The sequence below is a fragment of the Paenibacillus rhizoryzae genome (assembly GCF_059686995.1).
Map to the genome: position 1 here is coordinate 70747 of NZ_JCAALT010000007.1, position 26902 is coordinate 97648.

Here is a 26902-nt window from a genome sequence, read left to right on the forward strand (position 1 = left end):
CATCTTGGCTATAATCACCTTTACGCAGCCACATAAATCGACCAAAGGCATAATAAAGAAACCCGCAGCATCCGGCAGCGGGTCATTTAGCATCTATTCAAACGCCTGCTTATTCAATCGGCTCATAGTGCACATGAACTTCATAGACGTCGTTCGACGAATTTTTCAATTCCAGTTCCACTCTTGTAGCGACTTCATGCGCTTCTTGAAATTCCATATCTGCCTTAATTAATAAGGTCACATCAACGACCGCGTTGCTGCCATAATTTCTTGCTCTGATATCCCGAACATCCTCAACGCCTTGTACATTCATCACGATCTCTTTAAACGAGAGGATCGTATCTTCGTTGAACCCGTCTGACAGATGATGCGAAGCTTCACGGAAGATCTCCCATGCCGTTTTACATATGATTATACCTACGATGATAGCTGTAAGCGGGTCAAGCCAAGCCAAATGAAATTGAGATCCGATGATGCCTACGAATGTGCCGACACTCACAAAAGCATCCGAGAGATTATCTTTGGCTGCGGCCATAACAGCTTGACTGTTAATGTGCGCAGCCAGTTTCTTGTTATAACGGTATACGCCATACATGACGACCGCCGAGAAGATGCCCACCCATGCCGCGAGAAGATCCGGGGACTTCTCCCCGCCTTGGAAGATCGAGGTTACCGATTGATAAAGAACCTGCAAACCGACAGCCATCATAATAAAGGAAGCGAGCATGGAAGATATCGTTTCCGATTTCCAGTGCCCATAGGGATGGTCATCGTCTGCCGGTTTACGAGCAAGCCGCAATCCAAAAAGTACGGCGATCGATGCCGCAATGTCTGTCGCATTGTTCAAACCATCAGCCTGCAGAGCTTCGGATCCGGTCAAATAACCGATACTTAGCTTTAAGCCGGATAAGATGATGTACGCGATTATACTAATGAGTGCACCGCGTTCTCCAATTTTTAATTGTTCGTACTTCTGCTGTTCCATTGCGGCAAAAATCCCTTTCTCCAATGCTTTGTGGACTTATCGTAACAGCCAACTACGATGTGGGTCTAGAGAAACGTTTTGTCATTCGGCTCAAAAAGGTGGGACGAGTAAATAGAGTTGCCCGCGCGAAAAATGTTCGTCCAAAGGCAAAAAAAATAAATCCGCCATGATTAGCGGATTTATTAACTACATGAATTAATTCTTTACTCCCGCATGTGCAGGCTTCTGCGAACGCAATAATTGCTCTATGGCTTCAACCGCCTCTTCTGTGGATTCCGCTGCAATGACAGTTTTATTCTCTGAGCTATATCCCGACGCCGTGTGGGCATAACGTTGATCATAATAATAGACAAGCAGAAGCTCGACAGCGCGGTCATACCTCTCTTCTTTCAAGCACAATTCAATCTCAGCCCCAATTGGAGTATGGATGCGTGATTTGATTTGAAGGAAAGACTGCAAGCAAGCTTCTTGATGCTCCCACGGACGATAATCCTCTAGAATATGTTGAACCCGAGTATCGAGTGGGACCTCCAACCAAATTTGATGCCCCTCTTCTTTCTTCTGCAGCAGCTGATTAGGAATGACCACTTTGCCAATTCGTTTACTCTCCGCCTCGAAAAGCAGATAGGGAGCTTGCTGAACCCCAACTAGTTCATCTACGAGAGATGCATCGAATTTCTTCTGATTATGCGCCTTAACGCCAATATTCCCGAACACGGAACCGCGATGCCCAGCCAGCTCTTCGAAATTCAATACCGGATAGCCCCGTTCTTGCAAGCGACGCAATATCGCTGTTTTTCCACTTCCTGTGTTGCCATGCAGAACATATGCAGGAGGTATAACTTCAAGCTCGTCAAGTGCTTGCACGACACCTTGCCGAAAAGCGCGATAGCCGCCTTCCAACCGGCAAACATGAATGTCCATGAGCGATAAGACAGTTGCAGTTGTTTTGCTGCGCATGCCTCCTCTCCAGCAGAAAACAGCCTTTTTGCCGGGGATCTGGGAGAATTGCTTAATGAATGATGGCAATTTGGCGGAGAAAATTTTAAGTCCGCGTTCTTTTGCCGCTTGGATGCTGACTTGCTTATAGATCGTGCCGATCTCTGCTCGCTCATGATCGTCGAAGAAAGGAATATTCAAGCTGCCGGGAATGGTAGCATCGTCGAACTCGGAAGGCGACCTTACATCAATCGTTACCATATTCTTCTGCTGCCGCAGCGCAAGCAATTCATGGAGCTTTAGGTCTTGAAACATATCGGCTTCCCCTTCTAGTCTACAATTATATGTCCTGGTCTCTCATCCGTAATCTCGCCGATCAAACTCGCTTCCACCCCAGCTTGCAGTAATACCTGTAATAGGGACTCCGCTTGCTCACCGGCTACTGAAATAAGCAGCCCGCCTGATGTAACCGCATCACATAGTATCCACCGGCCAATCTGATCAAGGTCATCCGGGAACGTGACATCTTGCTGAACATGGGCGAAATTATTCTTCGTACCGCCAGGTACAAATCCAAGATCCGCCAGTTCTCGTACTCTTGGAAGCAGAGGAACATCCTTATGATGCAGCCTAACCGTTGTCTTGCTGCCTTTAGCCATCTCAAGAGCATGTCCGATTAACCCGAATCCTGTCACGTCCGTACATGCATGTACCGGATAAGGCTCCATAATCTCCGCTGCTGTTTTATTCAAGGTGGCCATAACTTGGGTTAGGCGTTTCGTCTCTTCAAGCGACAATTGATCCTTCTTAATCGAGGTAGTTAAGATGCCAACTCCAATTGGCTTCGTTAGGATTAAGCGATCGCCAGGTTTTGCACCGGCATTGGTACGCACTTTGTCGGGATGCACGAGACCTGTAACGGCAAGGCCGAATTTCGGCTCTTTATCATCAATGGAATGCCCGCCGACCAGCGTTGCACCGGCTTCCCGCACTTTATCTGCTGCTCCCCGCAAAATTTCGGAGAGGATCCGTTTGTCCAATGTCGAGATCGGAAATGCAACGATATTTAATACCGTTAATGGTTTTCCGCCCATCGCATAAATATCACTGATTGCATTAGCTGCGGCAATTTGTCCGAAATCATAGGGATCATCCACGATCGGCGTGAAGAAATCGAGCGTTTGCACCAGTGCCAACTCGTTGCTTAAGCGGTATACGCCAGCATCGTCACTGGTATCTAATCCAACGAGAAGATTGGGGTTTGGCTCCGCAGCAGGAAGATTGCGCAGTACCTCCGATAGATCGGCAGGTCCTATTTTGCAACCGCAGCCACCTTTACTGGATAGTGATGTTAACTTAATACTCTCGAAGTTATTCATAGTGTCGACACGTTCCTTTCTTCGCATAACTTAAATCGTACTCGCCACAGCACTAAATTGCAATATTAATGCCACGGTCAATGATCACCAATGAAATTCCTATCCAATAGCAAATGGATTCTCATTTTCGTATAATCTGTATAACGAGTCTTTAGCATGCAATAATGACTAGGCGGTGCTTTTTTTGTTGTCTTTATTTATAGTTGACGACGCCGGCTGCCCTTGATTCTTAACGAATCTGGGGCTTTTTTGTTTGGCATTTCGCACGCTGCTGGGGATCAAAACTCGAGGAGTGAGCGTGTGAAAGTCAAGATCGCCAGCGAACCGTCCCATAGCAAAAAGCTATACCCTGGCATAGTATTTAAGTGTTTTCCGATAGCGCACTCCCCGCTCTATAATGAGCTCATCACACAGCGCAGGGAGAGATTTACATTGCAAACATCACTTATTGGCTATCCTAGAGTTGGAGCATTACGAGAACTTAAATTCGCATCCGAAAAATATTTCAAAGGCGAAATTACAATTCATGAGCTTCATCAGACAGGCGTCGAACTTAGAGCCAACCACTGGAAAAGACAGCAAGCGCATGGTATTGACTTCATTCCTTCTAACGATTTCTCTTTCTATGACGGCCTGCTCGATACGGCTTGCTTGTTCAACCTCATTCCGGATCGCTACCAAGAACTGGGACTCAGCCCATTAGAAACTTATTTTGCTATGGCAAGAGGTTATCAAGGGGAACAAGGTGACGTTAAAGCGCTGGCCATGAAAAAATGGTTCAATACAAACTATCACTACATGGTTCCCATCGTCGAAGATACCGCAAGTATTCAACTGGCTGGCACGAAGCTGTTCGATGAGTTCTTAGAGGCTAAACAGCTCCATATCGCAACGAAACCGGTATTGATCGGTGCCTTCACGTTGCTCAAGCTTGCCAAATATACCGGCGTCAAGCAAGCGAACGACTTCATTCAAGAAACAGCCGCGGCTTACGCTGACGTATTGATTAAGCTAAATGAACTTGGCGCTGAGTGGGTTCAAGTGGATGAGCCTGCGCTTGTGACAGATCTGACGGAAGAGGATCTTGCTCTCTTCACAAAACTGTATGCCCAGATTCTATCCGCTAAAGGCAATGTTAAAGTTCTTGTTCAAACCTACTTCGGCGACGTGCGCGATTGTTATCAAGCGCTTCAAGCCCTCCCATTCGATGGCATCGGAATCGACTTTGTCGAAGGGAAACAATCGCTCGAGCTCGTGCGCCAAAACGGATTCCCTGCTGATAAAGTCTTGTTCGCCGGTGTCGTAAACGGAAAGAATATTTGGAAAAACAATTACAAAAACACGCTGGCAATCGTGCAAGAGTTGAACGGGCTAGCGAAGCAGCTGGTGCTTAGCTCCTCTTGTTCGCTTCTACATGTCCCTTATTCCTTGCAGAACGAAACCAAGTTGTCAGACAATAACAAACGCTACTTCGCATTCGCGGAGGAGAAGCTTCGGGAATTTGCGGACCTTAAAGCGATCTTGAAACACGCGAATCCGTATGCCTCCGACCTTTACCTGCAGAACGAAGAGCTCTTCAATGACACCCGTTTCGCAGGTAACGAGGCTGTACAAGCAAGAACGTCATCGCTAACGGATGCTGACTTCACAAGACTGCCGGCTTTCACAGAACGCGAAGCGCTTCAGAATAATAAGTTCAAGCTGCCACCGCTTCCGACAACGACGATCGGATCGTTCCCGCAGACAGCCGAAGTTAGAGCAAACCGGTTCTCCTTCAAGAAAGGTGCCATTACCGAGGAGCAATACAAACAGTTCAATTTCGATAAGATAGCGGAATGCATTGCCCTTCAAGAAGAGATCGGCTTGGACGTACTGGTACATGGCGAATATGAGCGCAACGATATGGTCGAATACTTCGGAGAGAGCTTGGACGGCTTTATTTTCACGGAAAACGCTTGGGTGCAGTCCTATGGTACAAGATGCGTAAAACCGCCGATCGTCTGGGGAGATATTAGCCGCTCCAAACCTATGACTGTCGAGTACTCGGCTTATGCGAAGAGCTTAACCGGCAAACCGGTAAAAGGCATGCTGACCGGTCCGGTCACCATTCTCAACTGGTCCTTCCCTCGCGAAGATATTAGCTTGAAAGACAGTGCGCTCCAGATCGCGCTTGCAATCCGAGACGAAGTGCTGGACTTGGAAGCGAATCATATCGAAATTATCCAAATCGACGAAGCTGCATTGAGAGAGAAGCTGCCGCTGCGGAAATCCGATTGGCAAGCCGAATATCTGAGCTGGGCTATCCCCGCTTTCCGATTGGTGCACAGCGGCGTACAGGCCGACACGCAAATCCACACGCATATGTGCTACAGCCAATTCAGCGATATTATTCGTGATATCGATGCAATGGATGCCGATGTCATTACGTTCGAAGCATCCCGATCGGATCTTGCCATAATCGATGCCATCAACGATTGCGGCTTCCAAACAGAGGTCGGTCCAGGGGTATATGATATCCACTCCCCTCGCATTCCAAGCGTGGATGAACTCAAGCAAGGCCTAAGTCGCATGTTAGACAAAATCGATGCTGCCAAACTATGGGTCAATCCCGATTGCGGATTGAAGACGCGCGGCGTAACCGAAACGTGGGAAAGTCTGCGTCACTTGGTTCAAGCTGCGAAAGAAGTCAGAGCTACGTTGTAATGCAGACAAGAAAAGGATGAACTCAGCTGAGTTCATCCTTTTGACTTAGAATCGCGTATCCAAAATCCGTGATGATGCTTTCGAGCTTCCCAACATAATCGGTGGCGAGTTGACTCAGATTGGCTTTCCTATTCGTAATATAGCCGATTTGCATCTTCTCTACCGTTCGCAGACGTACCGATTTAATATTCTCCCCGTTCAAATCCTCATTTAGAACACCGGAGCTGATCGTATAGCCATTCAAACCAATAAGGAGATTAAATAATGTCGCGCGATCACTCACCATAATTTTCTTCTTGTATGACCTCGTGCTTAATATCTCTTCCGAGAAGTGGAACGAATTGTACTCCCCTTGCTCGAAAGCGAGACACGGGAACTCGTCCAAATCCTCAATATCCAACATCGTCTTAGCCGCCAGCGGATGCTCGGAGCTAATAAAGACATGCGGTTCTGCTACGAACAACGGATGGAATCGGAGTCCGCTTTCTTTCAGGATTTTCTCAATGACCTTCCGGTTGAAGTCGCTCAGATACAGGATGCCGATCTCGCTTCGCATATTACGTACGTCTTCAATAATTTCATAGGTCCTCGTTTCACGTAACGTGCATTCATATTCGTTGGTATTCAAATCCTTCAAGAGACTCACGAACGCTTGGACGGCAAAAGCATAATGCTGCGTCGATATCGAGCATAGCTTCTTTGTAGGTTTCTTGTCCATATACCGCTGCTCAAGCAGTTCTGCTTGCTCCACGACTTGCCGGGCGTAGGATAAAAATTCAGCACCTTCATTGGAAAGCGCAATTCCCTTGGATGTACGCAAGAAAATGTCTAGACCGATCTCCTGCTCCAATTCTTTGACTGCACTGGATAAGCTGGGCTGCGAAATAAACAGCTGTTTGGCCGCTTCACTAATGGAGCCGCAACTGACTATAGCCAGAATGTATTTTAATTGCTGCAACGTCATTCGTATCCGTCCTTAAAATGATAGTTAAACACATAATATAGGTACCTCTTTGTTTTGTCTATTAACTCTTCATTCAAATCCTAAATAGTTCCAGATGAAGTGACTTTCCCGAACAACTGCAAAAGGCGTCCTCCCTGTGTAGATACATAGGGAAAGACGCCTTGAATCATTGGTGGGACCGCGCCGGTGTTGCACCGGTGATTCACAATGCCTTCGTCATGAAAATACTGTAAGGGTCTAGTACATAATCCGCGAATGGCTCACATTCTTCAAAACCAAGACTGGCGTATAGCTTCTTAGCAGGGTAGTAGGATTCCAACGATCCCGTCTCCAAACTTAGCCGTGAATACCCGCGTTTCTTGGCTTCTTCGATCATATGTTCAAGAAGTCGTCTCGCTACTCCTTTTCTTAAATGCTGCAGCGATGTTCGCATGGACTTGATCTCTCCGTGTCCCGCATCCAGCTCGTTGATGGCGCCGCATCCGAGTAATTCATCCTCTTCCCATGCGCTCCAGAACGTGATTTCTGGCTGCTTTAACCCTTTGAGGTCCAGCGCATGCATGCTTTCCTCGGGAGACTGCTCGGCCATATTCTGAACATGTTCTTCGATTAGGGCAATGATTTTGGCTCCGGTAAGATCATCGATTCTGATTTCCATGTATCTACACTCCACTGTCTGTAGGATTTTATCCATCCATTATACTAATCCGGCCAAGTGAAGTCGATATGTATTCCGGCTCGATCCCAGTAAAGACGGAAGCTACCGCGTTCACATCCATTCCTGTTCTAAAATCGAGTATTGAAAGGAATCATGCCACTTTCCTTTATGCCGCATATGTTCTCTTAGATGGCCTTCAAATTTCATCCCAATTCGTTGCATTACGGTAGCAGAACCTACATTATCCGGTCGACAGGTTGCGTACATGCGATGAAGTCCGTGCTCTCGAAAGCCAAACTGCAGCAAGGCAGCGGCGGCTTCAGTAGCATAGCCATTCCCCCAGAATTTGCGATTGAAGCAATAACCCAGTTCCGCTTGTAAAGGATTGCCGATGTGAATACCACAGCCGCCAATCAACTCCCCGCTTTCCTTCAGAACAACCGCAAATTCATAATCCTGCCGCGGCTGCTGTTTCTGCATGTTAATAACGCTATCGAGATAGTTCTGTGTATCTTCAATTGTATTTGGCCCCCAAATGGTGTGCGTACAGACCAATGGATCTGAGGCATACGCATGGACAGCATCCAAATCGGAAGCTATAAATTCTCTAATGATTAATCGCTTCGTTTCCATCTTCTCGTTTTGCCTCCTGCGACTCTAGTTTACATAACTATTATTATGTAACACTTATTCTCTGATGATCTACAGCCTATTCCACAGACATCAACACCATTCACAAAAATGAATAAACATGCATAATTACGAAACAACTCTTCATGATCAGCGTGCTTCCATCTATTCCCGAATTCAATCATACCAAAAGATGGGATAGTCGGAAATACCGACTACCCCATCTCATCCTACACGCTAGTCCTGTTTGCCCTTCTTCCTCCGACGGAAGGAAATCCCGCCAAAGCCGCAAATGACAGCGATATAAAATCCTGCGTCGTACCACCAGCCTACGTTATGCGCTTCATAGACTCTGATGTAAGGTTTGAAGATGCCAATGATTAGCGAAATCGGTGCTACCCAGCCGTGCCAGATTCCCCAGAAAAAACCTGCGGGATGGTTCACGGTATTCGTTCCATCTCCGGGCACACATCCCGATAACGAAACAACGGTACCAAGCATAACCACTGTAAGGAGTACGTATTTTGCTTTCATGTCCTTTCCACCTTCCTGAATCAAGTGATCCAATCGTGAATATTCCTGTTATCTCATGGATTTTTATGCATATAAATGATCGTATGTACGTTTACAGCATCATAGCCAGATGGGAGTGTCGATCAATCTGAAACGGCTGATTCTTTCTTTGCTTGTTGTTATCATGCTGGTTGGCTGTGACACGAATGCTAACCAAACCGTTGCGGACACAGAAGAACCGCAGAAGACCCTTGCTAAGAACATGACCGCGCATCAGAAGGACATATTCCAAGAAATTCTTGCACGGGTAGTACGCAATCGGAACAATCTGACGCCTGAAACACGTCGACAATTCTGGGAATTGGTAGATGAGGTTGGAGCAACGGAGGAAGAATTGGCAACAATGAAAGATTTGTTGGCAGGCCCTATAGTCATTTATATGAAGTATTTCTTCGAGGATGCCTTGATTTCTTTAGAACAAGGTACACCGTACAAATCGCATGAACGGGAACAATATGAACAGCACCTGAAATCGCTTGAAGCATTAACGGACTCCCGAATCGAAGAAAACAATTTACTAATGGAACAAATCGCCTATAAACAGCCGATCCAGCAAGGGAGCCAGTCAGCCGTGATGGATGAGGCCATGATAAAGCAGGCTTTAGTCAATGTAAATCTTGCGATGGACACGATTAATCAACTATTTACGAGACCCTGATATCGTTCGCCTCCAAGGAGAGTCAGCCTGACTCTCCTTTCTTATTTCAAGTGATCACTTCCCATTGAAAGATCGTTCATACAAGCAACTTTTCCCAAGTAATCACGTCTAATTATTGAGATTATTTGGGTAGCATTGAGGAGTGGCTATATGAAACCACAAAGTCGTATGCTCATCATGATCACCTTCACCGCTCTTACCTTACTTACAATCGTATTCTTCTATTATCACGGAGTAAAGGATAAGAATCTCCCTTCCACTAAGAGCATTCCTACTGTAACGAACGATAAAGCATCCCCACCTCCAACAACGGCTTCCTCTACTTCAACGAAATCCCTGCCTTCTCTAAACCCGGATTGGAAGCCTCTTGAAGGCGAATTCATGGCGGATTCGAAGGAAACGCGTGTGCTCTGGAAGAATGAACAAGCCATGATCTATGTTCAAGATCTACACCTCTACTACACTTCAGATGGTATCAATAAACAGAGTATCTATGAATGGAAAACGCCCTTCCCGCTGGAAGCATGGCTGAACGGTGATTACTTGCTCATTGGGGCTCAAGTCACCGAGAATAGCGCACAAGATTCGATATCCAATGCAAGCGGTGCTTGGATTGCCATCCGTATTGAGCCTGCACCCGTCGTAATCGAGGATACGAATCTTTTCTTCGGACCTCATGAAGTATTGTCGATCCGGCTTACGGAGGAACCGCGCCTCTTCCTCCTCAAGGTACGGAATGGATCCGGATTCTCCGAGGAAGTATATGATCCTTCTCACGACGGCTGGGAAACGATCAATAGAGGAACGATTGAAGCATCAGCACCGGAAACCTCAGCTAAGACTCCTGATGTGCAGGTAGTAACAAACAATCGCGTTTTTCTGTTGCCAGAAGGACCCACCGTATATTCGTTCCTAGATGAAGGAAGCAGTATCGTCTATTTCAAAGACCCCCATTATCTCGTACGACGGTATACCGGGTATGAGCTGCTTCAAGTCAAACAACTTTCATTCTTGGAAGGATCTCCGCAGCTAATCGGGCGATTTCGTAACCAAGAAGGCGTGGAATTCATGTCGTTCCTTAACGAAGAGCTCAGCCCGCTGCCGGTTGAATCAAGGCTATGGCTGGAAGATTGGCAAGCATTCAACTTCCGCACCTTCATCCATGTAGCGCCTGACAAAATGGAGGTCCTTCAGTATTCAGATGAGGTACAAACCGAAGCCGAAGCCGGCACAGAAACCAGATCTGTAGCCGAAATCATAGCCGAATATCCGCCTGAATTCCTACAGTTCCCAACAAAAGGGCTCACGTGGATCGCATCTCGCGGGTCGCTGGTGGATTATGAGGATCATGGCAAGGTTGTCTCTATTTCTTGGCCGGATCTCATTCATTCCGAGGAAGCAGAGCTTGACTCCATCCGGTCCTCCCCACTTCAGAATTTCACCGTGAAGAACGAGAATCGCAAGCCATTTACAACGTTTAGTCATCCGATTATAGAAACGAGTTCCCCGGAAGATAACACTAACGCCACTATTCCGCAGGACCTCCAAGATGCGATAGATAAGGTCTACCGAGAGGAAGATTACAGCTATGCCAAAACATTCCGTAAAATCGGTTCCGACTGGTACGTAGTGGTGGATCGTCATTTCTACGCTTTCAAAGCCGGGGAACTATCAGAAATCGGCGAGCTGCCTGTAACGGTCACCGTTAAGATTGGAGAAGCGGCAGGCGGCGTCGGTGTCAGAGATTTTACGCGGTGGCAGAATAGTTGGATTGTGGCAGATACGGAAGCATCTCGGGTATTGAAACTGAATGACAAGCTGGAAATTATAGCTGTGAGCTATATTCCTACCCCCTATAAGCTGACGATCAAAGGGACGCAATTGCAAATCGCCTCCACTGCGCTCACCTGGGTCGTGGATCAAGATTTGAATCGGGTCAAGGTTAAATCACAGGCTTTTCAGTCTTCTGCCAAGCTGAACAAAGTCGACTATCCCCATTTCCAAGATCAAGAATGGTTTTACGATAAAATCAGCGGGATCACCTGGTACTACCTCTTCGGTTCCTTGTATCAGGTCCATGAAAAAAAGCAGCAATTTCGCTCCTTCTACTTAAGTGAAAACGAGAATATGAGAGCCCATGTACGGATTATTCCCTATCATGAAGAGGTCCTTGTGCTGCTTGACCGGCGTTTAGAACGTTTCGACCGGCAAGGAAGACGTCTCAGTACCATTGCATTCCCGCGTTCCACGCCTGATGGCATTTACGATCGCACGACGCCGGGAGAAAATTCGTTCATTCTGGATAGTCAAGCTAATGTCCTTTATCTTGTGCAAGGATTCCGCATCTTGAAGATTGATTTGAAACGCCAATCGGTAAGCGAACTCTTTAGGCAAAATTACGCTGATATCGGAGAACTGATAAAATCCGATGGGAATCTGTATTTCTTGCTGCATAATAACCAAAATGACCGTTATTCGCATAATCTGGACTCTCAAGACGAGAGTAAGCTGTTTGTCACTGAAGTCATCAAGATCGATCTTCAATCACAGGCTGTTCAGCGATCGATAGCGGACGGTTATTATGAATCCATGACCATCGATGGCGATGCCGCTAACAAACCCACGTTCGTGCTGCGAAGCTACAACTGATCATGGCCCTTTATACGCAGAAACAGCAAGCACAGGCGTGCTTGCTGTTTCTATATTTTGACTATATGCTGCTTTATTTCGCTTGAATATATCCTTCTGCTTTCAGCAATTCAGCGATCAGAACCGCACCGCCGGCTGCTCCGCGAAGTGTATTGTGCGACAATCCTACGAATTTATAATCGTAAAGGGAATCCTCGCGCAATCTGCCAACGGAAACGCCCATACCGTTCTCAATATCGCGGTCCAGCTTCGTTTGCGGTCTGTTTTCTTCTTCGAAATACGTAATGAATTGCTTAGGGGCACTAGGAAGGCCAAGCTCTTGCGGACGTCCTTGGTATTCCTTCCAGCGCGCAAGAATTTCTTCTTTCGCCGGTTTATTCTCGAACGATGCAAACACAGTTGCCAAATGTCCATCCGTAACCGGAACTCGAATACATTGGGTTGTGATAAGCGGTGCGCTTGCTTTCACGATTTCGCCATTCTTAACCGTTCCCCAGATCCGAAGCGGCTCTTGCTCGCTTTTCTCTTCTTCGCCGCCAATATACGGAATAACATTGTCTAACATATCCGGCCAATCCGTAAAGTTCTTCCCTGCACCGGAAATAGCCTGATAAGTCGAAGCCACAACCTGAGTAGGTTTGAAATCAAGCAATGCGTGAAGTGCCGGCACGTAGCTTTGGATCGAGCAGTTTGGCTTAACCGCAATGAAGCCGGTTTCAGTGCCCAGACGTTTTCTTTGAGCTGCAATAACTTCAAGATGGCTCGGGTTAATTTCCGGGATCACCATAGGAACGTCCGGCGTCCAGCGATGTGCCGAGTTGTTGGAAACAACAGGCGTGCCTGTTTTGGCATATGCTTCTTCCAAGGCTTTAATTTCATCTTTCTTCATATCTACAGCGCAGAATACAAAATCTACTTGAGAAGAGACTTCTTCTACTTTCGATGCATCCTGAACGACGATTTGTTTCACTGCTTCCGGAATCGCGCCGGACAGCTTCCATCTGCCTTTCACCGCTTCTTCATATGTTTTGCCAGCTGAGCCGCTGCTAGCAGCAATCGCTGTAACTTCAAACCATGGATGCTCATCCAGCAGCTGTACAAAACGCTGGCCGACCATGCCTGTTCCTCCGACAATACCAACTCTTAGCTTGTTCGTCATTAGCAATTCAATCCCCTTCAGAATGGTTTCTCATGATCCGGTAAAGTTTGATTTGGTGTACCTTATGCGTGTATTCGAGCGGTGTTTCCTCTGCAACAATAAAAAAAATCCCACCTCCAAGACTTTAATAAGTCTTGGAGACGAGATTGATCCGCTCGTGGTACCACTCCAAATTCGCTGACATGTCGCCATATCAGCCTCTTCGAGTACGACATGAACATGTCATGTTTATACTCTAGCTCTATAACAGGAGCTCCTGTCACACCATCCCCTGCAGTAGGTTGCCGATGTGCTGCTCAGAGTCTTTTTTCAATAATGTCGCCTTTACTCCTTTGCAGCTGCCGGAGCTCTCTGTGAAAGGTTCATTTATCTACTCGTCTCTTCATCGCATTTTAACATTTCGTTTATAGTATCAAATAACCGTTATAAGGTAAACTATATTTTCAAAAATAATTCAAAAATCGTCAACTATTCAAAAGAACTTCGAGCTATGGTTACAGTGGTCGCTCCATGAGCCTTAGCGAATGCGTCGAGAGCGCCATAAACTTGGTCTCGAAGCTTCTTTGTGAAATCGACTTCAGGGGCGATATGAAGATACTCCACGGTCAAGTGGCCTTGTTTCTTATCCAATCGAGGGTCCATGCGGCCAATCAATCGATCGCCTGCTAAAATCGGCATCGCATAATACCCATAGGTGCGTTTGACTGCAGGCGTGTAGATCTCCCAACGATAATCAAACTCGAATAGATCAGTCAGCCGTTTGCGGCTCCACAATAAGTTGTCGAGCGGCGGCAAGAAGTGTACGTTGAGATCCGAATCGTCGTGAACAGGCAGATTTCGTGCTTCATCGTCGTGCGTCAGAAGACGCTCCATATCCGCGGCTAAGATGTAATAGGGCTTGTCCAAACCCGTTACTTCGACCGGTGACACAACCCCTTCCCTGATGTGGGAGTCAATCGTTTCTCGTCTTTCGTTGGCTCGTAACTTCTGCCAGCCTAGACGCGGATCACTCGGTTCAAATACACGATAAGCTCTGAAATACTTCATCATCATCGCTTCGAGCGCTTCCTGTTCGTCTATTACACCCGCTTGCTCGATTAGCGGAGCAGGGACACTTTGACTGGTAGTATGAAACCGGCGCTGATTGCCTTCTCGGCCCACAATCCGAATTTGAGCGGCATCCGTCAATAAATTCAGTGCATGCGAGGTAGCTTTCGTCGTCGCATTATCGTTAACGTTATCCCAATACCCGTGTACACGTTCACTCGACTCGAATGATTTGGCAGCTAGCGGTCCTTCCTGTTCCAATCTCTGCAGGACTTGCTCAATGACAGGCCTAATTTGATCCATATGAGGCTGAATGTTCGCCCGCAGTCGCTGCCTTGTTGGTTCAAAGATCGGATAATCGTTCATCGGAATAATACAGGCCGCGTTCGCCATGTATTCGAAAATCTCATTGCTGCTCAGCAGTTCATTCAGCACGCTAGGCTCATAACCGGGAATTCTGGCAGCCAGAACCAGATGCTGATTCGGACGTACCGCAGCGACAGGATCAATCTGCACACATTCCAATTGATTAATTACGTCAAGAACGCGCTCCCGCATTGAAACAGATGACTGAGGCGATTCAAGTAAAAGCTGCTTCTCCAGCAAAAACCGCCTCAGTGCTCTTTTTGTGGTTTGGAATGGCGCCATTCTGATCCCTCCTTCTTAATAAAACCTCCAAATACGGTTATTTCACCGGCATCTGGAGGTTGGATTGTATATGACGCTGCTGCCGAGTTCATTCGTAAAGTTCTCGCAGAAACACGATCGATTGTTGGATGAGCTCTCTGAGAACCTGAACATCAATATCGGCTACTTTATTGATGTAGACACAGCCTTTTCCCGTCGTATGTTTGCCGAATCGCTGAAGCAGTTCTTCCCGTTTGGTCTCGCCTGGCGCAAAATACAGGCTGATCTTGGCTTTACGGGGCGAGTACCCCACATATGGGGCATCCCCTTCGTGGCCGGAAGCGTATTTATAATGATAGGAACCAAATCCAATGATGCTTGGCCCCCACATTTTCGCTTCGAATCCGGATGCTTCGGTGAAAATGTCCAACAGCTTATAAGCATCTTCACGCTTCTTATCGCTCTCCACATTCTCAATAAATTCTAGTACGCTGCTGTCTGTTTCCTTGGTTTTGGTTTCGTACATGAAGAGAGTCTCTCCTTTGCCATGTGCTTCGTCTGTTTAGCCCTTCTTTCATTATAAACGAAGTGCTATGCGGATAACCAAGAAATTCATGCACCTCCCATTCATCTGCATTTCTACGGACAATCGGATCGTTTGCCCGTTAGGGTTCTATCAAGCGGACCAGAGTGATCCGTGGAGCTATATGTGGATCGGATTTAACATCAGCCAGAGTCATCCAACATCGCAGTTTGCTGGAATAGCTCCGGAATCCCCAGTGATTTCGCACGAAGCAACAGCCGCTATCACTGCGCTCTTCCAGCAGTTATTTGACATCCAAGGAACTCCTGCTTACACGGAGTTTCTGGTAACAGGGCTTATCTATCAATTGTTTGCGAATGTCATGAAAGATACCGCGCATCCCGAACCGATCTCCAGGAGCACTTCTACTGCAGACTTATATATCGCCAAGGCGATTCAGTTTATAACGGACTATTACGCCGAGCCGCTTTCTGTCCCGATCATTGCGGCGCAGCTTGGCTTGGAACGCAGTTATTATACGAAAATGTTCAAGGCGCATGTGGGAGTATCGCCCCATGCTTTTCTTATGCAGCTCCGCATGAACAAGGCCGCCGAACTGCTCGACAAAACGAATTTGTCGATCGGGCATATCGCGTACTCGATCGGTTTTAATAACATTAACTATTTCTCGTCTTCTTTCACTCGCTTGTTCAAGATCAACCCCTCCATCTATCGGAAGCAGCGCAAGAAGCACGATATGATCCGAGAATAAAATAAAGAGCGCCTCGTCATTTGCGAGGCGCTCTTCTTATAAGGAGCCGGAAACTTCGGCTACGGCATTACTTCTTCTCTTTCCGTAGACGACGCGCGAGAGCAGTACACTAATTTCATAGAGAATGACGAGCGGAATGAATACCATCAAGTGCGAGATCAGCTCCGGAGGAGAGATCAGACTTGCAACGATGACGAGCACCAGGTAGGCATATCTTCGCATCTTATGAAGCGCATGAGGCGTTAATACGCCAATCTTCGTCAAGAACATCACTACGACCGGGAGTTCAAAGGCTACTCCAAGGGGAATGACGATGTTGAACATAAATCCAAAATATTGCGCGACGCCGTAAGTCTCCACCAGCTCCATGCTAGTTGTGATTCTGGAAGTAAAGTCGAAGCTCATGGGGAATACGATCAAATATCCAAAAGCCAGCCCAATCAAGAAGCAGGCCACGCTGTAGGGAACATAGCGGAGTGCGGCCGTACGTTCTTCCGGATGCAGCCCCTTCCTCACGAAGCTCCACAACTGGTACAGAATATACGGAAGAGATACCGCAAGCGCAAACACAAACGCGATCGTCATGTACATCCGAATGCCGTCCCATGGCGAGAACACGTTCCAGGTGATGTCCGAGCCCGGCGGGACGCTTTTCAAATAGCGAAGCACTTTAGGGGATACATACAAACCGCCGCATAATGAAAGCAATACGACAGCGAGTATTCGCCATATTCGGCTTCGCAGCTCCGTGATATGCGACATGATAGTCATCGTCTCTTCGCCGCTTCTCATTCCCCGCACGCCCTTCCGGCTTTTCTAAGCTCAAACGTGTGAAATCCATCCCTCAGCTTCAAGTTAATCTCCTTCACTCTTTCCACATCATCGAATGAATATTTGCGTGCCCCGCCTTTCGTCCGAATAGGGAAAATCAACTGCTTCTCCTCGTAATAGCGAATCTGTCTTTCCGTCAATCCTGTCAAGTCGCATACAGTACCAATGCTCATTACCTTGTCATTCATTGCTGGCAGCCTCCCTAGAACTTAATAGTAGTTGATCTTGGAAAGTGCTTCTGATTGATCACGATGTTAGGAAACATTACATAAATCTTCTTGGGTCGAAATGTTATCACCATCTATTGGATTGTTCAATGGGACGGATTACCCAGCATATCGGGATTAATGGTAAATACTGCCTTCCTGTGTTTATCCGCAATTACAAGAACTCCGCGTTATTACTGCATTTGTTGTAAGTTTTTTGTAATTTGATTCATTATTTCTATCGCCTATATAAACTTTATTGATGTAAGACTATCTAACAAAATATTGGCGCTTCCGAAAAAATCCATGATACATTTCTCGCAGAGTCGAACAGACGATCTACCAAAGGAGCTGAAGCGCATGGAAACGAAAGAAACGCCAAACGAAGTGTCGCGCAGACAATTTCTGACGACGGTCGGCAAGATCGGCGGTGCTGCTGCCGTATTCAGCGTCATGGGCACGATGGGCCTCTTTACGCCCCAAACGATGAAAGCGGCGGAATATACGCCTCCTTCCAGCTGGGATTTGAAGGGTACGAACCGCTCCGGCAAGAAAATCGTCATACTTGGAGCTGGCGTTGCCGGCTTAACAGCTGCTTACGAACTAGGTAAGGCCGGCTACGATTGTACGATTCTCGAAGCCCGTGCTCGTTCAGGCGGTCGAAACTGGTCGGTTCGCCGCGGTACAACCGTGACAGAGGTTGGCGGACAGAAACAAGTCGCACGCTTCGACGACGGCATGTATTTGAACGCCGGTCCGATGCGAATTCCCCAGTTCCATGTCACGATGGACTATTGCCGGGAATTCGGCATTCCGATGGAGCCTTTCAACAATGTGAATGAGAGTGCCTACTATTACAATGAGAATGTCGGAGCATTATCCGACACTCGTGTTCGTAAACGTGCCGCGAAAGCGGATGTGAAGGGCTATATCAGTGAGCTGCTTGCGAAAGCCGTCAATCAGCCGGGGTTGGATCTCCCTCTTACGCCGGAGGAGAAAGAAAAGGTTGTCGCTTACCTCCGCTCCGAAGGAAATCTGGATGCAGACTTGTTCTACAAAGGCTCCTCGCGCGGCGGTTATAAGGATGAACCCGGTTCGAGGCTTGATGCCGGCGTCATCCGCGACCCTTTCGATATGAAGGCGATTATTAATTCCGGTTTCGGAAACTTCTTCAGCAGCGAATACTCCTACGATCAGCAAATGATGATGTTCCATCCTGTCGGCGGGATTGATGCCATACCGCAAGCGTTTGAGAAAAGACTCGGCAACCGGATTAAACATAATATGGAAGTCACCGAAATCAAGCATGTAGGTGAAAAAGTACAGGTTTCGTATACGGATCTGCTAAGCGGGGAAGCCAAGCAAATCGAAGGCGACTTCTGTATCTGTACGATTCCGCTATCCGTATTGAAGACGATTAAACATGATCTTTCCTATGAAATGACCAATGCGATCAACAATACCAAATACGCAAACGCAGGCAAGATTGGCCTGCAGTTCAAACGCAGATTCTGGGAGGAAGACGATCAAATCTACGGCGGCAACACGCTGACGAATATGGACATCTCTTCGATCTACTATCCGCCTACGAACTATTTTGCTAAGAAAGGGGTATTGCTTGGTTATTACGCTCAAGGCAGCAATGCCGATAAGATCGGGGCGTTGTCATTCCGAGACCGCGAAGCGTTGGCTTTGAAGCAAGGAGCTAAGATCCATCCGCAATATTACAGTGAGTTCGAATCCTCGTTCTCCGTAAACTGGAAAGCTATCAAATATAACATGGGCAGCTGGGTCTCCTACTCCGCCGATGATCGAAAAACCAATTATCCCGTGCTCTGCAAGCCTGATCGCCGCGTCTATCTCGCAGGGGAGCATATCAGTTACATTACGGCTTGGATGGCTGGAGGCATTGAGTCTGCTCGGGAAGTCGTTACCGATATTCATGAGCGCGTAATGAAAGAATAGATCACTTAATTCATTCGGGAGGGACGAACCATGAAATTGAAACGCAAAGTCAAAATCGCCATCTTCGCAGTCGTTATTTCTTCCTTGGCAGCTACCGCAAGTGTATATGCCGCGATTACGCCGCACAAATATCCACTCATCCCGATCCATGAGCCGGAATTCTATGGCAGTCCTCAGTCCTCCATCTCAAGCGCAGTTGCCATGCCGGCCGGAACGGCTACCTTCGAGACAAGCGGCACTACGCCGGCGGTCATCAATAAGGACGGTAAAACCATCTACGAGCGTTACGGAGACACCGAAGCCCAAGGAACCAGTATCCTCCAGAATATCGAGAAGCAATTGAAGGAACAAGGCTTGTCCATGAAGGATGTTACATATCTGCGCGTGTATATCGCCCCCGATGCTGCCAAGGAAGGTAAATTCGACTTTGACGGTTGGTTTAAGGCGTACGCCAAATATTTCAACACGACCACGAATCCGACCAAAACCGCGCGCTCCACTGTCGGAGTCGCAGGTCTCGTGAATGCCGATTGGCTAATTGAGATCGAAGCGGTCGCTGCCTATCCGAGCAACCATAACCAAGATTAATCCAATACCACTACTCGAATGGAGATGATTCGTATGTTGCAAAACGTAGGATTTCCGGGGCTTATGATGATCTTAGTAGTTGTTCTTATTATCTTCGGACCTTCCAAGCTTCCTGAACTTGGCCGCGCGGTCGGCCGCACCTTACATGAGTTCAAGACATCTGCGAAAGAGCTCGTTTCTGACACCAGAGAAGATGTTACAGACAATAAATCGTAGTCATTTGTATACGATGGTAAAAGGCCGTCTTCGATTCTGCTCTTATGCAGCAGTCGAAGACGGCCTTTCTTAAAGTTGCTCCCCCACCTTTCGACCCACTATACTCTAACTAATGCAGCTGAAGGGCTGCGAAAGTGATGGATAGAGAATGGGGATACGAAACATGCGGTTAGCAATTCTACTCTTCGTGATCGCCGGCCTTGCCGAGATTGGCGGCGGTTATATGGTTTGGCTCTGGCTGCGGGAATCCAAGCCGCTCAAAATTCCTTTTTCAGTAAGTTAACAGCGGACAACATTTAACCTCCGGCATTTGCCCATATGGTAATAAAGGCAGCCGAAAAAGGAGGTTATATCATGTCAGATAGCTTTGTCACGCAGTCTTTGGAAGAGATCCGCTTCTGGTCACGCATCATGAAGGAGCATTCTTTATTTCTCAAGCTTGGATTTCGATGCGAAGATACTCAGCTCATTCAGGAAGCGAACGGATTCTATTCAGTCTTCGAACAGATTGAGGCCAAAGCGAACGCCTTCCCCTTGACTACAGACCCGCAGCAGATCAGAGTGTTTAACACAGAGGTATGTACGGCTGTCTCTCACATTTGGGTATACAAACGCAAAATATTAGGACTTATTCTGACGTGCAAATTGCCCGGCGGCAACAATTTCCCTCTCTTAGTGGACCATGTCAGCCGGGAAGCTAATTATTTTAGAAACCGACTTCATGAGTTGAATAACGGTCAATTGGAGCCGCTCGCAGACTCGATCATCGATGAGAACGTCTTCTTTCTCAAGATCATGGCGGATCACGCCAAGTTTATAGGGCATCTGCTCGATCCGTCAGAGCGGAAGCTGGTGGATCAAGCGAGAGATTTCAGCCATGATTTTGATCAATTGCTGTTTCAAGCTCAGGATTTAAGCTCGATGCGTCCAGAGTCTCAAACGACGCCACTCCTAACGCAGTTTCTGGATCAGAACCGGGTATCGGTTGCCGGTTTACGGGACTTCAAGAAAGCGGCTCGCGATCTAATCGAAGCTTGCCGGATTAAAAGCATCATCCACCCCCTCCTTGCTGATCACGTGTACCGTGAGGCCGAGAGGTTCTTGCATCTGATCGACCTCTTCGAGCAACGGCTTGCCGGAGCGCCGGCTAGCTAAGCTTCATAGTGGGAGACGTCCCCGTGGAGTTCGATAAGATAGCCACCCTCTACGGTGATCACCTTATTCAACGAAGTTGGATGAATATGCGGCGGCGACCACAGCTGCTCTAGCGGATCTCCTTTGAAATACGCCATGATCGTTTTCAATGTAACGGCATGACTAACGATCAGAACCGTGCCGCCTTGATGCGCAGCTTCAATCGCGTTCACTTTCGGGATGGCCCTCTCCTGCAATTGCATGAAGGATTCACCGTCATTGCTTGGCCGATACACATGCGGGGTATTCCGGAAGGCAATATGCTCGTCAGGAAAGGCTCGCTCAATTCCCGTAAACTTCCGCCCTTCCCAAGAGCCCAGATCAATTTCCTTCAGCTCCTCACTGAGAAATAGAACAATATTGCGATTGCCTCTAATAATCTCCGCGAATGCCAATGCGCCCACATACAATAAGAGCTGCCGGATTCACTAATCCGGCAGCTCTTATTTGTCTTGGGTGGCCGCTAGCTTAGCAGCTCTTCCTTCTTGTTGCGCAACATTGCAGTGCGTGCCAGCTTAGCAGGCTTGTGGCCCAGCATAGAACGGCCAACGGTCATCGCAATGCCGAGCAGTACAAGCCCCATCATTGCGCTGAATCCGTACCGCTCCATCCAAGCAGGCATTGTCTTCAGTTGATGATAGATTTCACCGCCCAGAATCGGACCGATAAAACCGGTAAAGCCTGTCAGCATCGCGTAAACCGCGACATATATCGTGCGCTCCGCGCTCGGCGAATCCTCAATGGTAAAATTAAACGTCAGCTGGGTAAAGCCGCCTGTGCCCATCCCTAACAGGATATGAACGACGAACAGCACCGGAATCGCTGGCAACCACGCAATCCCTCCCCATAGGATGCAGGAAGCCGCAATAATCGGAAGCGTCCACATCAGCACTTTTTTCGTGCCGTACTTTGCATTCAAATTGCCCCACACATAATAGCTGACCATCATGACGATCATCTGAACCGTCGTGATGATTGAAACCCACTGAATACTCACTTTAATCACGTCGAGCATCGCATAAGAGAATAACGGTACCGCTACATTTTGAATAAAGATCCATGCAGCTAGAAATAGAGTTGCACGCATGAACGAACGATCCTGCAGCGGTTTGAGTAACAGCTTCAGCTTCTGCGACTCCTTCGATTTCTCAAACGGAATATTCGGATAGCGGAACAAGTGATATCCATTCCACAGCATGCAAATTGCCGCCAAGGAGTAGAGGATGATGAAGCCTTGCTCCTGCGAATAGTGCTCCAGTAATTGTCCGCCGAACAACACGGCTGCTGCGGCAAGTCCGCCTACAATCGTATTTCGAATCCCCATATAACGTCCTCGAACCTGCGCCGGCACCATATCTCCGATCAACGATGCCCATATCACTCCGGCAATGTTCGAGCATAGATACGAGAGCAAATACAAGACAATAAACGTATACACCCAATAACTCCGTGGCAGTACAAATGGAATAAGTCCCGTCAGCACCCACAATAATCGATACAAAACACCATAAGCCAGTACGTACGCTCTACGATTATCAACATTATGGGTAACAATCGCGGTGAAGATTTGAGCCAAGTTGGCAAATGCCGGTATGGCCAGCGCGAATCCGATCTGAGCGGAGGATGCACCTAAATGCAGCATGTATCCGGTCAGGAATGGCCCGCCAATCAAACTTGCCAGCAGTACGCCTGAGATGCCTTCGCTGGTTATGATTTTCAAGTACTTGCGTTGATCTGAATCTTTACGATTTCGAAAGAAAGGCAATTTCCAAGTCATATGTCGTCCCTCTGCTGCAGTCATTTCTATTTAGGTTAAACGATTCACCAGCGTTTGTATAGCTAATTTCGGCCTAACGAGAAATAAAAAGAATCCGCGAATGATCACGGATTCCATGCATACATTTATCTGAAGTTACAGCAACCGCTCGCTTACACCTTCGAATGTAATTTGCACAGGCTCAATGCTGCCATCTTCGGTGAAGTGCATACGATCAATACAGAGAACGCGATGATTTCGATCTGTTTCAGTCAAAGGTCTGCGGTGATACACGATATACCATTCGTCGGCACCCGGAACCTCTATGATGCCGTGATGACCCGCGCTTGTGGCGATTTCAGCATTTTGCTGCAATATTTTGCCGACGCGTTCGAACGGACCCATTGGAGATTGCGAGACGGCGTAGGCGACGGAATAATCCGGCTCTCCCCAGCCACCTTCAGCCCACATGAAATAATAGAGACCGTTTCGTTTAATCATACAAGGGCCTTCTACGAAATGATCCGGCGTTACTTCGACGAAAGTAGTGCCATCTTCAAATGAATCTAAACTCACCATATCTTCGTTCAGCTTCACGACATTGCAATGGCCCCAGCCGCCGTAATACAAATAAGCAGTCCCATCGTCGTCGATGAATACATGCGGATCAATGGGCTGCGCGCCATAATAGAACTTATCGATAAGCGGCTTACCGATCGCATCGCGGAAAGGACCTTCCGGACGATCCGAGACGGCTACACCGATGCCGCCAAGCTCGTTGTTGCTCTGAATATCGTTCGCTGCAAAATACAAATAGTATTTCCCGCCACGCTCAATCGGAGATGGTGCCCACAGCGCGCGTTTACCCCATGTAATATTGCTCATTTCAAGAATATGGGTTACTTTGGTCCACTCTACCAAATCGGAAGAATGAAAAGCGTCCAAATGGAGCTGTTCATCGTACGGCGCTGAATAAGTCGGATAAATCCAATACCGTCCTTCAAAGATTCTAGCCTCCGGATCCGCATACCAGCCCGGCACGATGGGATTCCCGGATAGCTTCTTGCCTTCATTCGCAGATGTGCTGCCTGTAGTCATTAGAATAAGTCCCTCCATAATTCATTAATAACGATATAAATGTGCCGTGTCTTTCTCGCGAATCCAGACCTGCATAAAACCTGCGTCTCTGTTATCCCAAGCATAATACGGAATGAATCGAAGCGGCGGCTTACCTGCTGCCTCTCTACTGCTGACAGTCAGTACCGTAATTCCGCCTAACAGCTCAGGTTCATGGTTGACGTAGATCGAATCCCGATCGGTAATCGTACTATCGTCAAAAGCTAGCATGGCATTATCTACTTCTTCCAAACAGTATACAATCGGCCCTCGCTGCAAGGCAACACGGCCGCGGTTAGCTTCAACTTCACTTCTCGCTCGTACAATTTCAACCGGCATATCAAGCTCTAATGCAATGATGTCTCCAGCAGACCAGTTCCTCTTTATCTCCAAATATCCCCGAACAGGCAGCGCAGCTACTTTCTCTCCACCAACAAGTAAGCTGTAGCCTCTGCACCAGTCAGGCAAACGAAGACGAATAACAAACTCGCCCGCTTGCTCCGGTTCCACCGTAATCGCAATGGATCCGTCCCATGGATAATTCGTTGTTTGATGGAGCTTCACTTGCTGCCCACTGCCGTAGGTGATCACCGCATCGCCGCTAATATATTGATTCACGGCAATGCCATCCGCTGAGCTGGCATACGTATACTGCCCAATTGAAGGCAGGAAACGAACAAGGTTCGTCGGACAACAGGAGGTGTGAAACCACTCTACCCGGTGATGCTCGCCTTTGGAGGCTAATGGATTCACATAGAAAAATTTATCGCCGGATAACGATATCCCTGACAATGCTCCGTTATAAAGCTCTCTCTCTACCAAATCTGCGTATTTGGCATCTCCGAACAGAAGATTCATCCGGTTATTCCAAAAAGCCATCGCAATGGCAGCACAGGTCTCGCAATAGGCAGATTCATTCGGTAGATCAAAGTCATGTGTAAAACCTTCATTGTGCACCGATGGCCCGATGCCGCCGGTTATATATAGGTTGCGTTCCACGGTATGTGACCAAACCCGGTGCAGCGCGTCTACATAAGCAGGATCGCCTGAGGCATGCACGACATCCGCCATTGCCGTGTACAAGTACATGGCACGAACAGCATGACCGGTTACCTTCTCAATCTCGCGAACCGGAACGTCGTCTTGGCAATATGCGGGGCCCCAATCCTGCTTGTCCCATATTGCTCCAACCCCATGTCCATGTCCCCGCTCTTCCAACAACCAGAGCGCAAGCTTCCAATAACGCTCTTCTTGCGTAACGCGATATAACTTGACAAGAGCAAGCTCAATTTCCTCGTGGCCTTCAACCCAGTGCCGTTTACCGGGACCGAATAGGTTATCGTAATGATCCGCCATACGACAAGCAACATCAAGCAGCACTCGTTTGCCTGTCGACTCGTAATACGCAACTGCGGCTTCGATCAGATGTCCGCCGTTATACATTTCGTGTTTTTCCATATCGGACCATTTGAGCTCCGAAGTACGCAGCGTATAATAAGTCGTTAAGTAACCATCCGGCTCTTGCGCGGCTTGAATAAGATCGATAATACGATCAAGCTCGGCCTCCAAAGCCGGGTCTCGCTCCAGCATCAAGGCATAAGCCGCCCCTTCGATCACCTTATACAAATCCGAATCGTTGTAATACATCCCCTCGTGATCGCCGTCCATGAGGCCGCCGGCTTTAGCGAAGTTAGAGATCCGCCCGGTTGCTTCGCATTGGTCTAAGCAGGTTCGAACGGTTACGTTCTTCAATACTTCCAAGCGAGGACGCCAGAACGCATCATTAATCGCTACATTTGTAAAAGGAATGCTTCTCCACCTAGGTAAAGACGTTCCGATCGCTGTCACTCGATTCATCCTCTCTTTCCGTCGACCTTCGATTATTGCTGCCTTCTTCTAGTAGCCAAAATAGCGATAACCTGGCGAAGCCGGCGGCAGCAGTCGTTTCCGTTGTGCTTCCGGCAGCGAATCCATGAAGTTCCGGTCGCGATTATGCTCGCTCCAAGAAATCATCTCCGGTGCAAACTTATACAGCAGCGATCGGCGTTCATGTTCCGCTTTCCATGCGAACGTCCCGTGCGTAAGCGCTTCCGTAAAGATCAGAACATCTCCGGCCTTTTGCGGAACATGCACCGTCGGCCCAATTTCCGAATAATCCAGATACTCCTTAGGTGTCCGGTAATTGGATTTATGACTTCCCGGGATACAGCTGAATCCTCCATCATCCTCGCCAATATCCGTCAACGCATAGGAAACAACGGTGAGACCACTGAACATTTGATTGTTTCGGAAGGTGTAATATTGGCCGGGATCATAGGGAGTTGCTCCGCCATGAAGCCCAAGCTGAGGCGCTCCTTTGCGATGAATAATGGCATACTCGTGATCAAGTCTGTAATTCTCGCCGAGGATTTCGTTTAGATGCGCGTTCAGCTTCGCATCATCGATCAATGCTCGGAAATCCTCACCCCATTGCAATATGGAGTCTTCCGGCTGCGAGATACGGTCATCTACAATTCGGTTCATTCGCTCGAGCTGCTCGGCTGACAATACGTTCTCCACGACCAGATATCCCTGTAGATCGAATAAGTAGCGTTCCTTATTGTTCACAATATACGCCTCCAACTTGTAAATTCTACCTCTGAAATCCGATCATAAACCTGGGATGCGGTTTTGTAAAGATCAAGCCGTATACAAGCTGCTTTCATTATTGTAGGATCTCTTGGTAAGAAAAACAGCGAACCGCTTTGGTCCGCTGTTTGATCAA

25 protein-coding genes, 1 pseudogene and 1 other annotated feature are annotated in these 26902 nt (G+C 47.7%); of the genes and pseudogenes, 9 read left to right on the top strand and 17 right to left on the bottom strand.

Annotation, left to right across the window (positions count from 1 at the left end; all coding sequences use genetic code 11):
- Positions 1 to 109: 109 nt before the first annotated feature.
- The 3 genes from AC6ESO_RS20950 to selD all read right to left on the bottom strand — a co-directional run bounded on the left by AC6ESO_RS20950 (position 110) and on the right by selD (position 3303).
- Entirely contained in the window at positions 110 to 985 is an 876-nt protein-coding gene (locus AC6ESO_RS20950; RefSeq protein ID WP_497093080.1) for a cation diffusion facilitator family transporter, read from the bottom strand.
- 195 nt (positions 986 to 1180) lie between these two features.
- Positions 1181 to 2239: a tRNA 2-selenouridine(34) synthase MnmH gene (mnmH, locus tag AC6ESO_RS20955; protein WP_497093081.1), complete on the bottom strand. Its 1059-nt coding sequence runs from the start codon at positions 2237 to 2239 to the stop codon at positions 1181 to 1183.
- A gap of 14 nt (positions 2240 to 2253) precedes the next feature.
- Entirely contained in the window at positions 2254 to 3303 is a 1050-nt protein-coding gene (gene selD, locus AC6ESO_RS20960; RefSeq protein WP_497093082.1) for a selenide, water dikinase SelD, read from the bottom strand.
- A 432-nt stretch (positions 3304 to 3735) separates the two neighbouring features.
- Between selD and metE the strand changes: the two genes are divergently transcribed.
- The gene (gene metE / locus AC6ESO_RS20965) at positions 3736 to 6006 is read left to right on the top strand and encodes a 5-methyltetrahydropteroyltriglutamate--homocysteine S-methyltransferase (RefSeq protein ID WP_497093083.1); all 2271 of its coding nucleotides are present in this window, start codon (positions 3736 to 3738) and stop codon (positions 6004 to 6006) included.
- Between the two features lie 22 nt (positions 6007 to 6028).
- On the opposite strand, the gene AC6ESO_RS20970 is transcribed toward metE, so the two are convergent.
- The 4 genes from AC6ESO_RS20970 to AC6ESO_RS20985 form a co-directional block, all read right to left on the bottom strand.
- Entirely contained in the window at positions 6029 to 6970 is a 942-nt protein-coding gene (locus tag AC6ESO_RS20970) for a LysR family transcriptional regulator (RefSeq protein WP_497093084.1), read from the bottom strand.
- Between the two features lie 202 nt (positions 6971 to 7172).
- Positions 7173 to 7628 carry a GNAT family N-acetyltransferase gene (locus AC6ESO_RS20975; RefSeq protein WP_497093085.1) on the bottom strand — a complete coding sequence of 152 codons (456 nt, stop codon included), beginning with the start codon at positions 7626 to 7628 and terminating at the stop codon, positions 7173 to 7175.
- A gap of 111 nt (positions 7629 to 7739) precedes the next feature.
- Entirely contained in the window at positions 7740 to 8261 is a 522-nt protein-coding gene (locus AC6ESO_RS20980) for a GNAT family N-acetyltransferase (protein WP_497093086.1), read from the bottom strand.
- Positions 8262 to 8495: 234 nt separating this feature from the next.
- On the bottom strand, positions 8496 to 8792 hold the full coding sequence (locus AC6ESO_RS20985) for a hypothetical protein (RefSeq protein WP_497093087.1): 297 nt from the start codon (positions 8790 to 8792) through the stop codon (positions 8496 to 8498).
- Positions 8793 to 8901: 109 nt separating this feature from the next.
- On the opposite strand from AC6ESO_RS20985, the gene AC6ESO_RS20990 reads away from it, so the two are divergent.
- Together AC6ESO_RS20990 and AC6ESO_RS20995 are read left to right on the top strand one after the other, a co-directional pair.
- Positions 8902 to 9489 (top strand): hypothetical protein, encoded by a 588-nt coding sequence (locus AC6ESO_RS20990; protein WP_497093088.1) that lies wholly within the window; start codon positions 8902 to 8904, stop codon positions 9487 to 9489.
- 150 nt (positions 9490 to 9639) lie between these two features.
- Entirely contained in the window at positions 9640 to 12138 is a 2499-nt protein-coding gene (locus AC6ESO_RS20995) for a hypothetical protein (protein WP_497093089.1), read from the top strand.
- A 73-nt stretch (positions 12139 to 12211) separates the two neighbouring features.
- On the opposite strand, the gene asd is transcribed toward AC6ESO_RS20995, so the two are convergent.
- From asd to AC6ESO_RS21010, 3 genes are all read right to left on the bottom strand, one after another.
- Positions 12212 to 13297 carry an aspartate-semialdehyde dehydrogenase gene (asd, locus tag AC6ESO_RS21000; protein ID WP_497093090.1) on the bottom strand — a complete coding sequence of 362 codons (1086 nt, stop codon included), beginning with the start codon at positions 13295 to 13297 and terminating at the stop codon, positions 12212 to 12214.
- Positions 13298 to 13430: 133 nt separating this feature from the next.
- Positions 13431 to 13692, bottom strand: a binding site (T-box leader).
- Between the two features lie 73 nt (positions 13693 to 13765).
- The gene (locus AC6ESO_RS21005) at positions 13766 to 14992 is read right to left on the bottom strand and encodes a winged helix-turn-helix domain-containing protein (protein ID WP_497093091.1); all 1227 of its coding nucleotides are present in this window, start codon (positions 14990 to 14992) and stop codon (positions 13766 to 13768) included.
- Between the two features lie 88 nt (positions 14993 to 15080).
- A complete protein-coding gene (locus AC6ESO_RS21010) occupies positions 15081 to 15497 on the bottom strand; it encodes a DUF1801 domain-containing protein (RefSeq protein ID WP_494819765.1) in 417 nt (138 codons plus the stop codon).
- 88 nt (positions 15498 to 15585) lie between these two features.
- On the opposite strand from AC6ESO_RS21010, the gene AC6ESO_RS21015 reads away from it, so the two are divergent.
- Positions 15586 to 16266 (top strand): helix-turn-helix transcriptional regulator, encoded by a 681-nt coding sequence (locus tag AC6ESO_RS21015; RefSeq protein ID WP_497093092.1) that lies wholly within the window; start codon positions 15586 to 15588, stop codon positions 16264 to 16266.
- Positions 16267 to 16302: 36 nt separating this feature from the next.
- Here the strand turns inward: AC6ESO_RS21015 and tatC are convergent, their stop codons facing one another.
- Together tatC and AC6ESO_RS21025 are read right to left on the bottom strand one after the other, a co-directional pair.
- On the bottom strand, positions 16303 to 17058 hold the full coding sequence (gene tatC, locus AC6ESO_RS21020; protein WP_497093093.1) for a twin-arginine translocase subunit TatC: 756 nt from the start codon (positions 17056 to 17058) through the stop codon (positions 16303 to 16305).
- Positions 17055 to 17285 carry a MerR family transcriptional regulator gene (locus tag AC6ESO_RS21025; protein ID WP_497093094.1) on the bottom strand — a complete coding sequence of 77 codons (231 nt, stop codon included), beginning with the start codon at positions 17283 to 17285 and terminating at the stop codon, positions 17055 to 17057. Before AC6ESO_RS21025 ends, tatC begins: the two co-directional genes overlap by 4 nt.
- Before the next feature lie 378 nt (positions 17286 to 17663).
- On the opposite strand from AC6ESO_RS21025, the gene AC6ESO_RS21030 reads away from it, so the two are divergent.
- The 5 genes and pseudogenes from AC6ESO_RS21030 (at position 17664) to AC6ESO_RS21050 (ending at position 21227) form a co-directional block, all read left to right on the top strand.
- A complete protein-coding gene (locus AC6ESO_RS21030; protein WP_494819769.1) occupies positions 17664 to 19268 on the top strand; it encodes an FAD-dependent oxidoreductase in 1605 nt (534 codons plus the stop codon).
- A gap of 30 nt (positions 19269 to 19298) precedes the next feature.
- Entirely contained in the window at positions 19299 to 19856 is a 558-nt protein-coding gene (locus AC6ESO_RS21035; RefSeq protein WP_497093095.1) for a RidA family protein, read from the top strand.
- A 33-nt stretch (positions 19857 to 19889) separates the two neighbouring features.
- The gene (locus AC6ESO_RS21040) at positions 19890 to 20072 is read left to right on the top strand and encodes a twin-arginine translocase TatA/TatE family subunit (protein WP_091217248.1); all 183 of its coding nucleotides are present in this window, start codon (positions 19890 to 19892) and stop codon (positions 20070 to 20072) included.
- 163 nt (positions 20073 to 20235) lie between these two features.
- Positions 20236 to 20331 (top strand): annotated as a pseudogene (locus AC6ESO_RS21045) (YnfA family protein); the annotation flags it as partial.
- Between the two features lie 95 nt (positions 20332 to 20426).
- On the top strand, positions 20427 to 21227 hold the full coding sequence (locus tag AC6ESO_RS21050) for a DUF2935 domain-containing protein (protein ID WP_497093096.1): 801 nt from the start codon (positions 20427 to 20429) through the stop codon (positions 21225 to 21227).
- Here AC6ESO_RS21050 and AC6ESO_RS21055 read toward each other — a convergent pair.
- From AC6ESO_RS21055 to AC6ESO_RS21075, 5 genes are all read right to left on the bottom strand, one after another.
- Complete coding sequence (locus AC6ESO_RS21055) at positions 21224 to 21670, bottom strand: histidine phosphatase family protein (RefSeq protein WP_497093097.1); 447 nt, start codon at positions 21668 to 21670, stop codon at positions 21224 to 21226. The genes AC6ESO_RS21050 and AC6ESO_RS21055 overlap by 4 nt on opposite strands.
- A gap of 59 nt (positions 21671 to 21729) precedes the next feature.
- A complete protein-coding gene (locus AC6ESO_RS21060; RefSeq protein ID WP_497093098.1) occupies positions 21730 to 23043 on the bottom strand; it encodes an MFS transporter in 1314 nt (437 codons plus the stop codon).
- A 135-nt stretch (positions 23044 to 23178) separates the two neighbouring features.
- Positions 23179 to 24120, bottom strand: a complete 942-nt coding sequence (locus AC6ESO_RS21065; protein WP_497093099.1) for a glycoside hydrolase family 43 protein — start codon at positions 24118 to 24120, stop codon at positions 23179 to 23181.
- Positions 24121 to 24144: 24 nt separating this feature from the next.
- On the bottom strand, positions 24145 to 25986 hold the full coding sequence (locus tag AC6ESO_RS21070) for a glycoside hydrolase family 127 protein (protein WP_497093100.1): 1842 nt from the start codon (positions 25984 to 25986) through the stop codon (positions 24145 to 24147).
- A gap of 48 nt (positions 25987 to 26034) precedes the next feature.
- Positions 26035 to 26745: a phytanoyl-CoA dioxygenase family protein gene (locus AC6ESO_RS21075; protein ID WP_497093101.1), complete on the bottom strand. Its 711-nt coding sequence runs from the start codon at positions 26743 to 26745 to the stop codon at positions 26035 to 26037.
- Between the last annotated feature and the right edge of the window lie 157 nt (positions 26746 to 26902).

Bases quoted from the DNA above. Each gene is read 5' to 3' on its own strand.
- AC6ESO_RS20950 (WP_497093080.1), bottom strand. From the start codon at position 985: ATGGAACAGCAGAAGTACGAACAATTAAAAATTGGAGAACGCGGTGCA.
- mnmH (WP_497093081.1), bottom strand. From the start codon at position 2,239: ATGTTTCAAGACCTAAAGCTCCATGAATTGCTTGCGCTGCGGCAGCAG.
- selD (WP_497093082.1), bottom strand. From the start codon at position 3,303: ATGAATAACTTCGAGAGTATTAAGTTAACATCACTATCCAGTAAAGGT.
- AC6ESO_RS20970 (WP_497093084.1), bottom strand. From the start codon at position 6,970: ATGACGTTGCAGCAATTAAAATACATTCTGGCTATAGTCAGTTGCGGC.
- AC6ESO_RS20975 (WP_497093085.1), bottom strand. From the start codon at position 7,628: ATGGAAATCAGAATCGATGATCTTACCGGAGCCAAAATCATTGCCCTA.
- AC6ESO_RS20980 (WP_497093086.1), bottom strand. From the start codon at position 8,261: ATGGAAACGAAGCGATTAATCATTAGAGAATTTATAGCTTCCGATTTG.
- AC6ESO_RS20985 (WP_497093087.1), bottom strand. From the start codon at position 8,792: ATGAAAGCAAAATACGTACTCCTTACAGTGGTTATGCTTGGTACCGTT.
- AC6ESO_RS20990 (WP_497093088.1), top strand. From the start codon at position 8,902: ATGGGAGTGTCGATCAATCTGAAACGGCTGATTCTTTCTTTGCTTGTT.
- AC6ESO_RS20995 (WP_497093089.1), top strand. From the start codon at position 9,640: ATGAAACCACAAAGTCGTATGCTCATCATGATCACCTTCACCGCTCTT.
- asd (WP_497093090.1), bottom strand. From the start codon at position 13,297: ATGACGAACAAGCTAAGAGTTGGTATTGTCGGAGGAACAGGCATGGTC.
- AC6ESO_RS21005 (WP_497093091.1), bottom strand. From the start codon at position 14,992: ATGGCGCCATTCCAAACCACAAAAAGAGCACTGAGGCGGTTTTTGCTG.
- AC6ESO_RS21010 (WP_494819765.1), bottom strand. From the start codon at position 15,497: ATGTACGAAACCAAAACCAAGGAAACAGACAGCAGCGTACTAGAATTT.
- AC6ESO_RS21015 (WP_497093092.1), top strand. From the start codon at position 15,586: ATGCACCTCCCATTCATCTGCATTTCTACGGACAATCGGATCGTTTGC.
- tatC (WP_497093093.1), bottom strand. From the start codon at position 17,058: ATGAGAAGCGGCGAAGAGACGATGACTATCATGTCGCATATCACGGAG.
- AC6ESO_RS21025 (WP_497093094.1), bottom strand. From the start codon at position 17,285: ATGAATGACAAGGTAATGAGCATTGGTACTGTATGCGACTTGACAGGA.
- AC6ESO_RS21030 (WP_494819769.1), top strand. From the start codon at position 17,664: ATGGAAACGAAAGAAACGCCAAACGAAGTGTCGCGCAGACAATTTCTG.
- AC6ESO_RS21035 (WP_497093095.1), top strand. From the start codon at position 19,299: ATGAAATTGAAACGCAAAGTCAAAATCGCCATCTTCGCAGTCGTTATT.
- AC6ESO_RS21040 (WP_091217248.1), top strand. From the start codon at position 19,890: ATGTTGCAAAACGTAGGATTTCCGGGGCTTATGATGATCTTAGTAGTT.
- AC6ESO_RS21050 (WP_497093096.1), top strand. From the start codon at position 20,427: ATGTCAGATAGCTTTGTCACGCAGTCTTTGGAAGAGATCCGCTTCTGG.
- AC6ESO_RS21060 (WP_497093098.1), bottom strand. From the start codon at position 23,043: ATGACTTGGAAATTGCCTTTCTTTCGAAATCGTAAAGATTCAGATCAA.
- AC6ESO_RS21065 (WP_497093099.1), bottom strand. From the start codon at position 24,120: ATGACTACAGGCAGCACATCTGCGAATGAAGGCAAGAAGCTATCCGGG.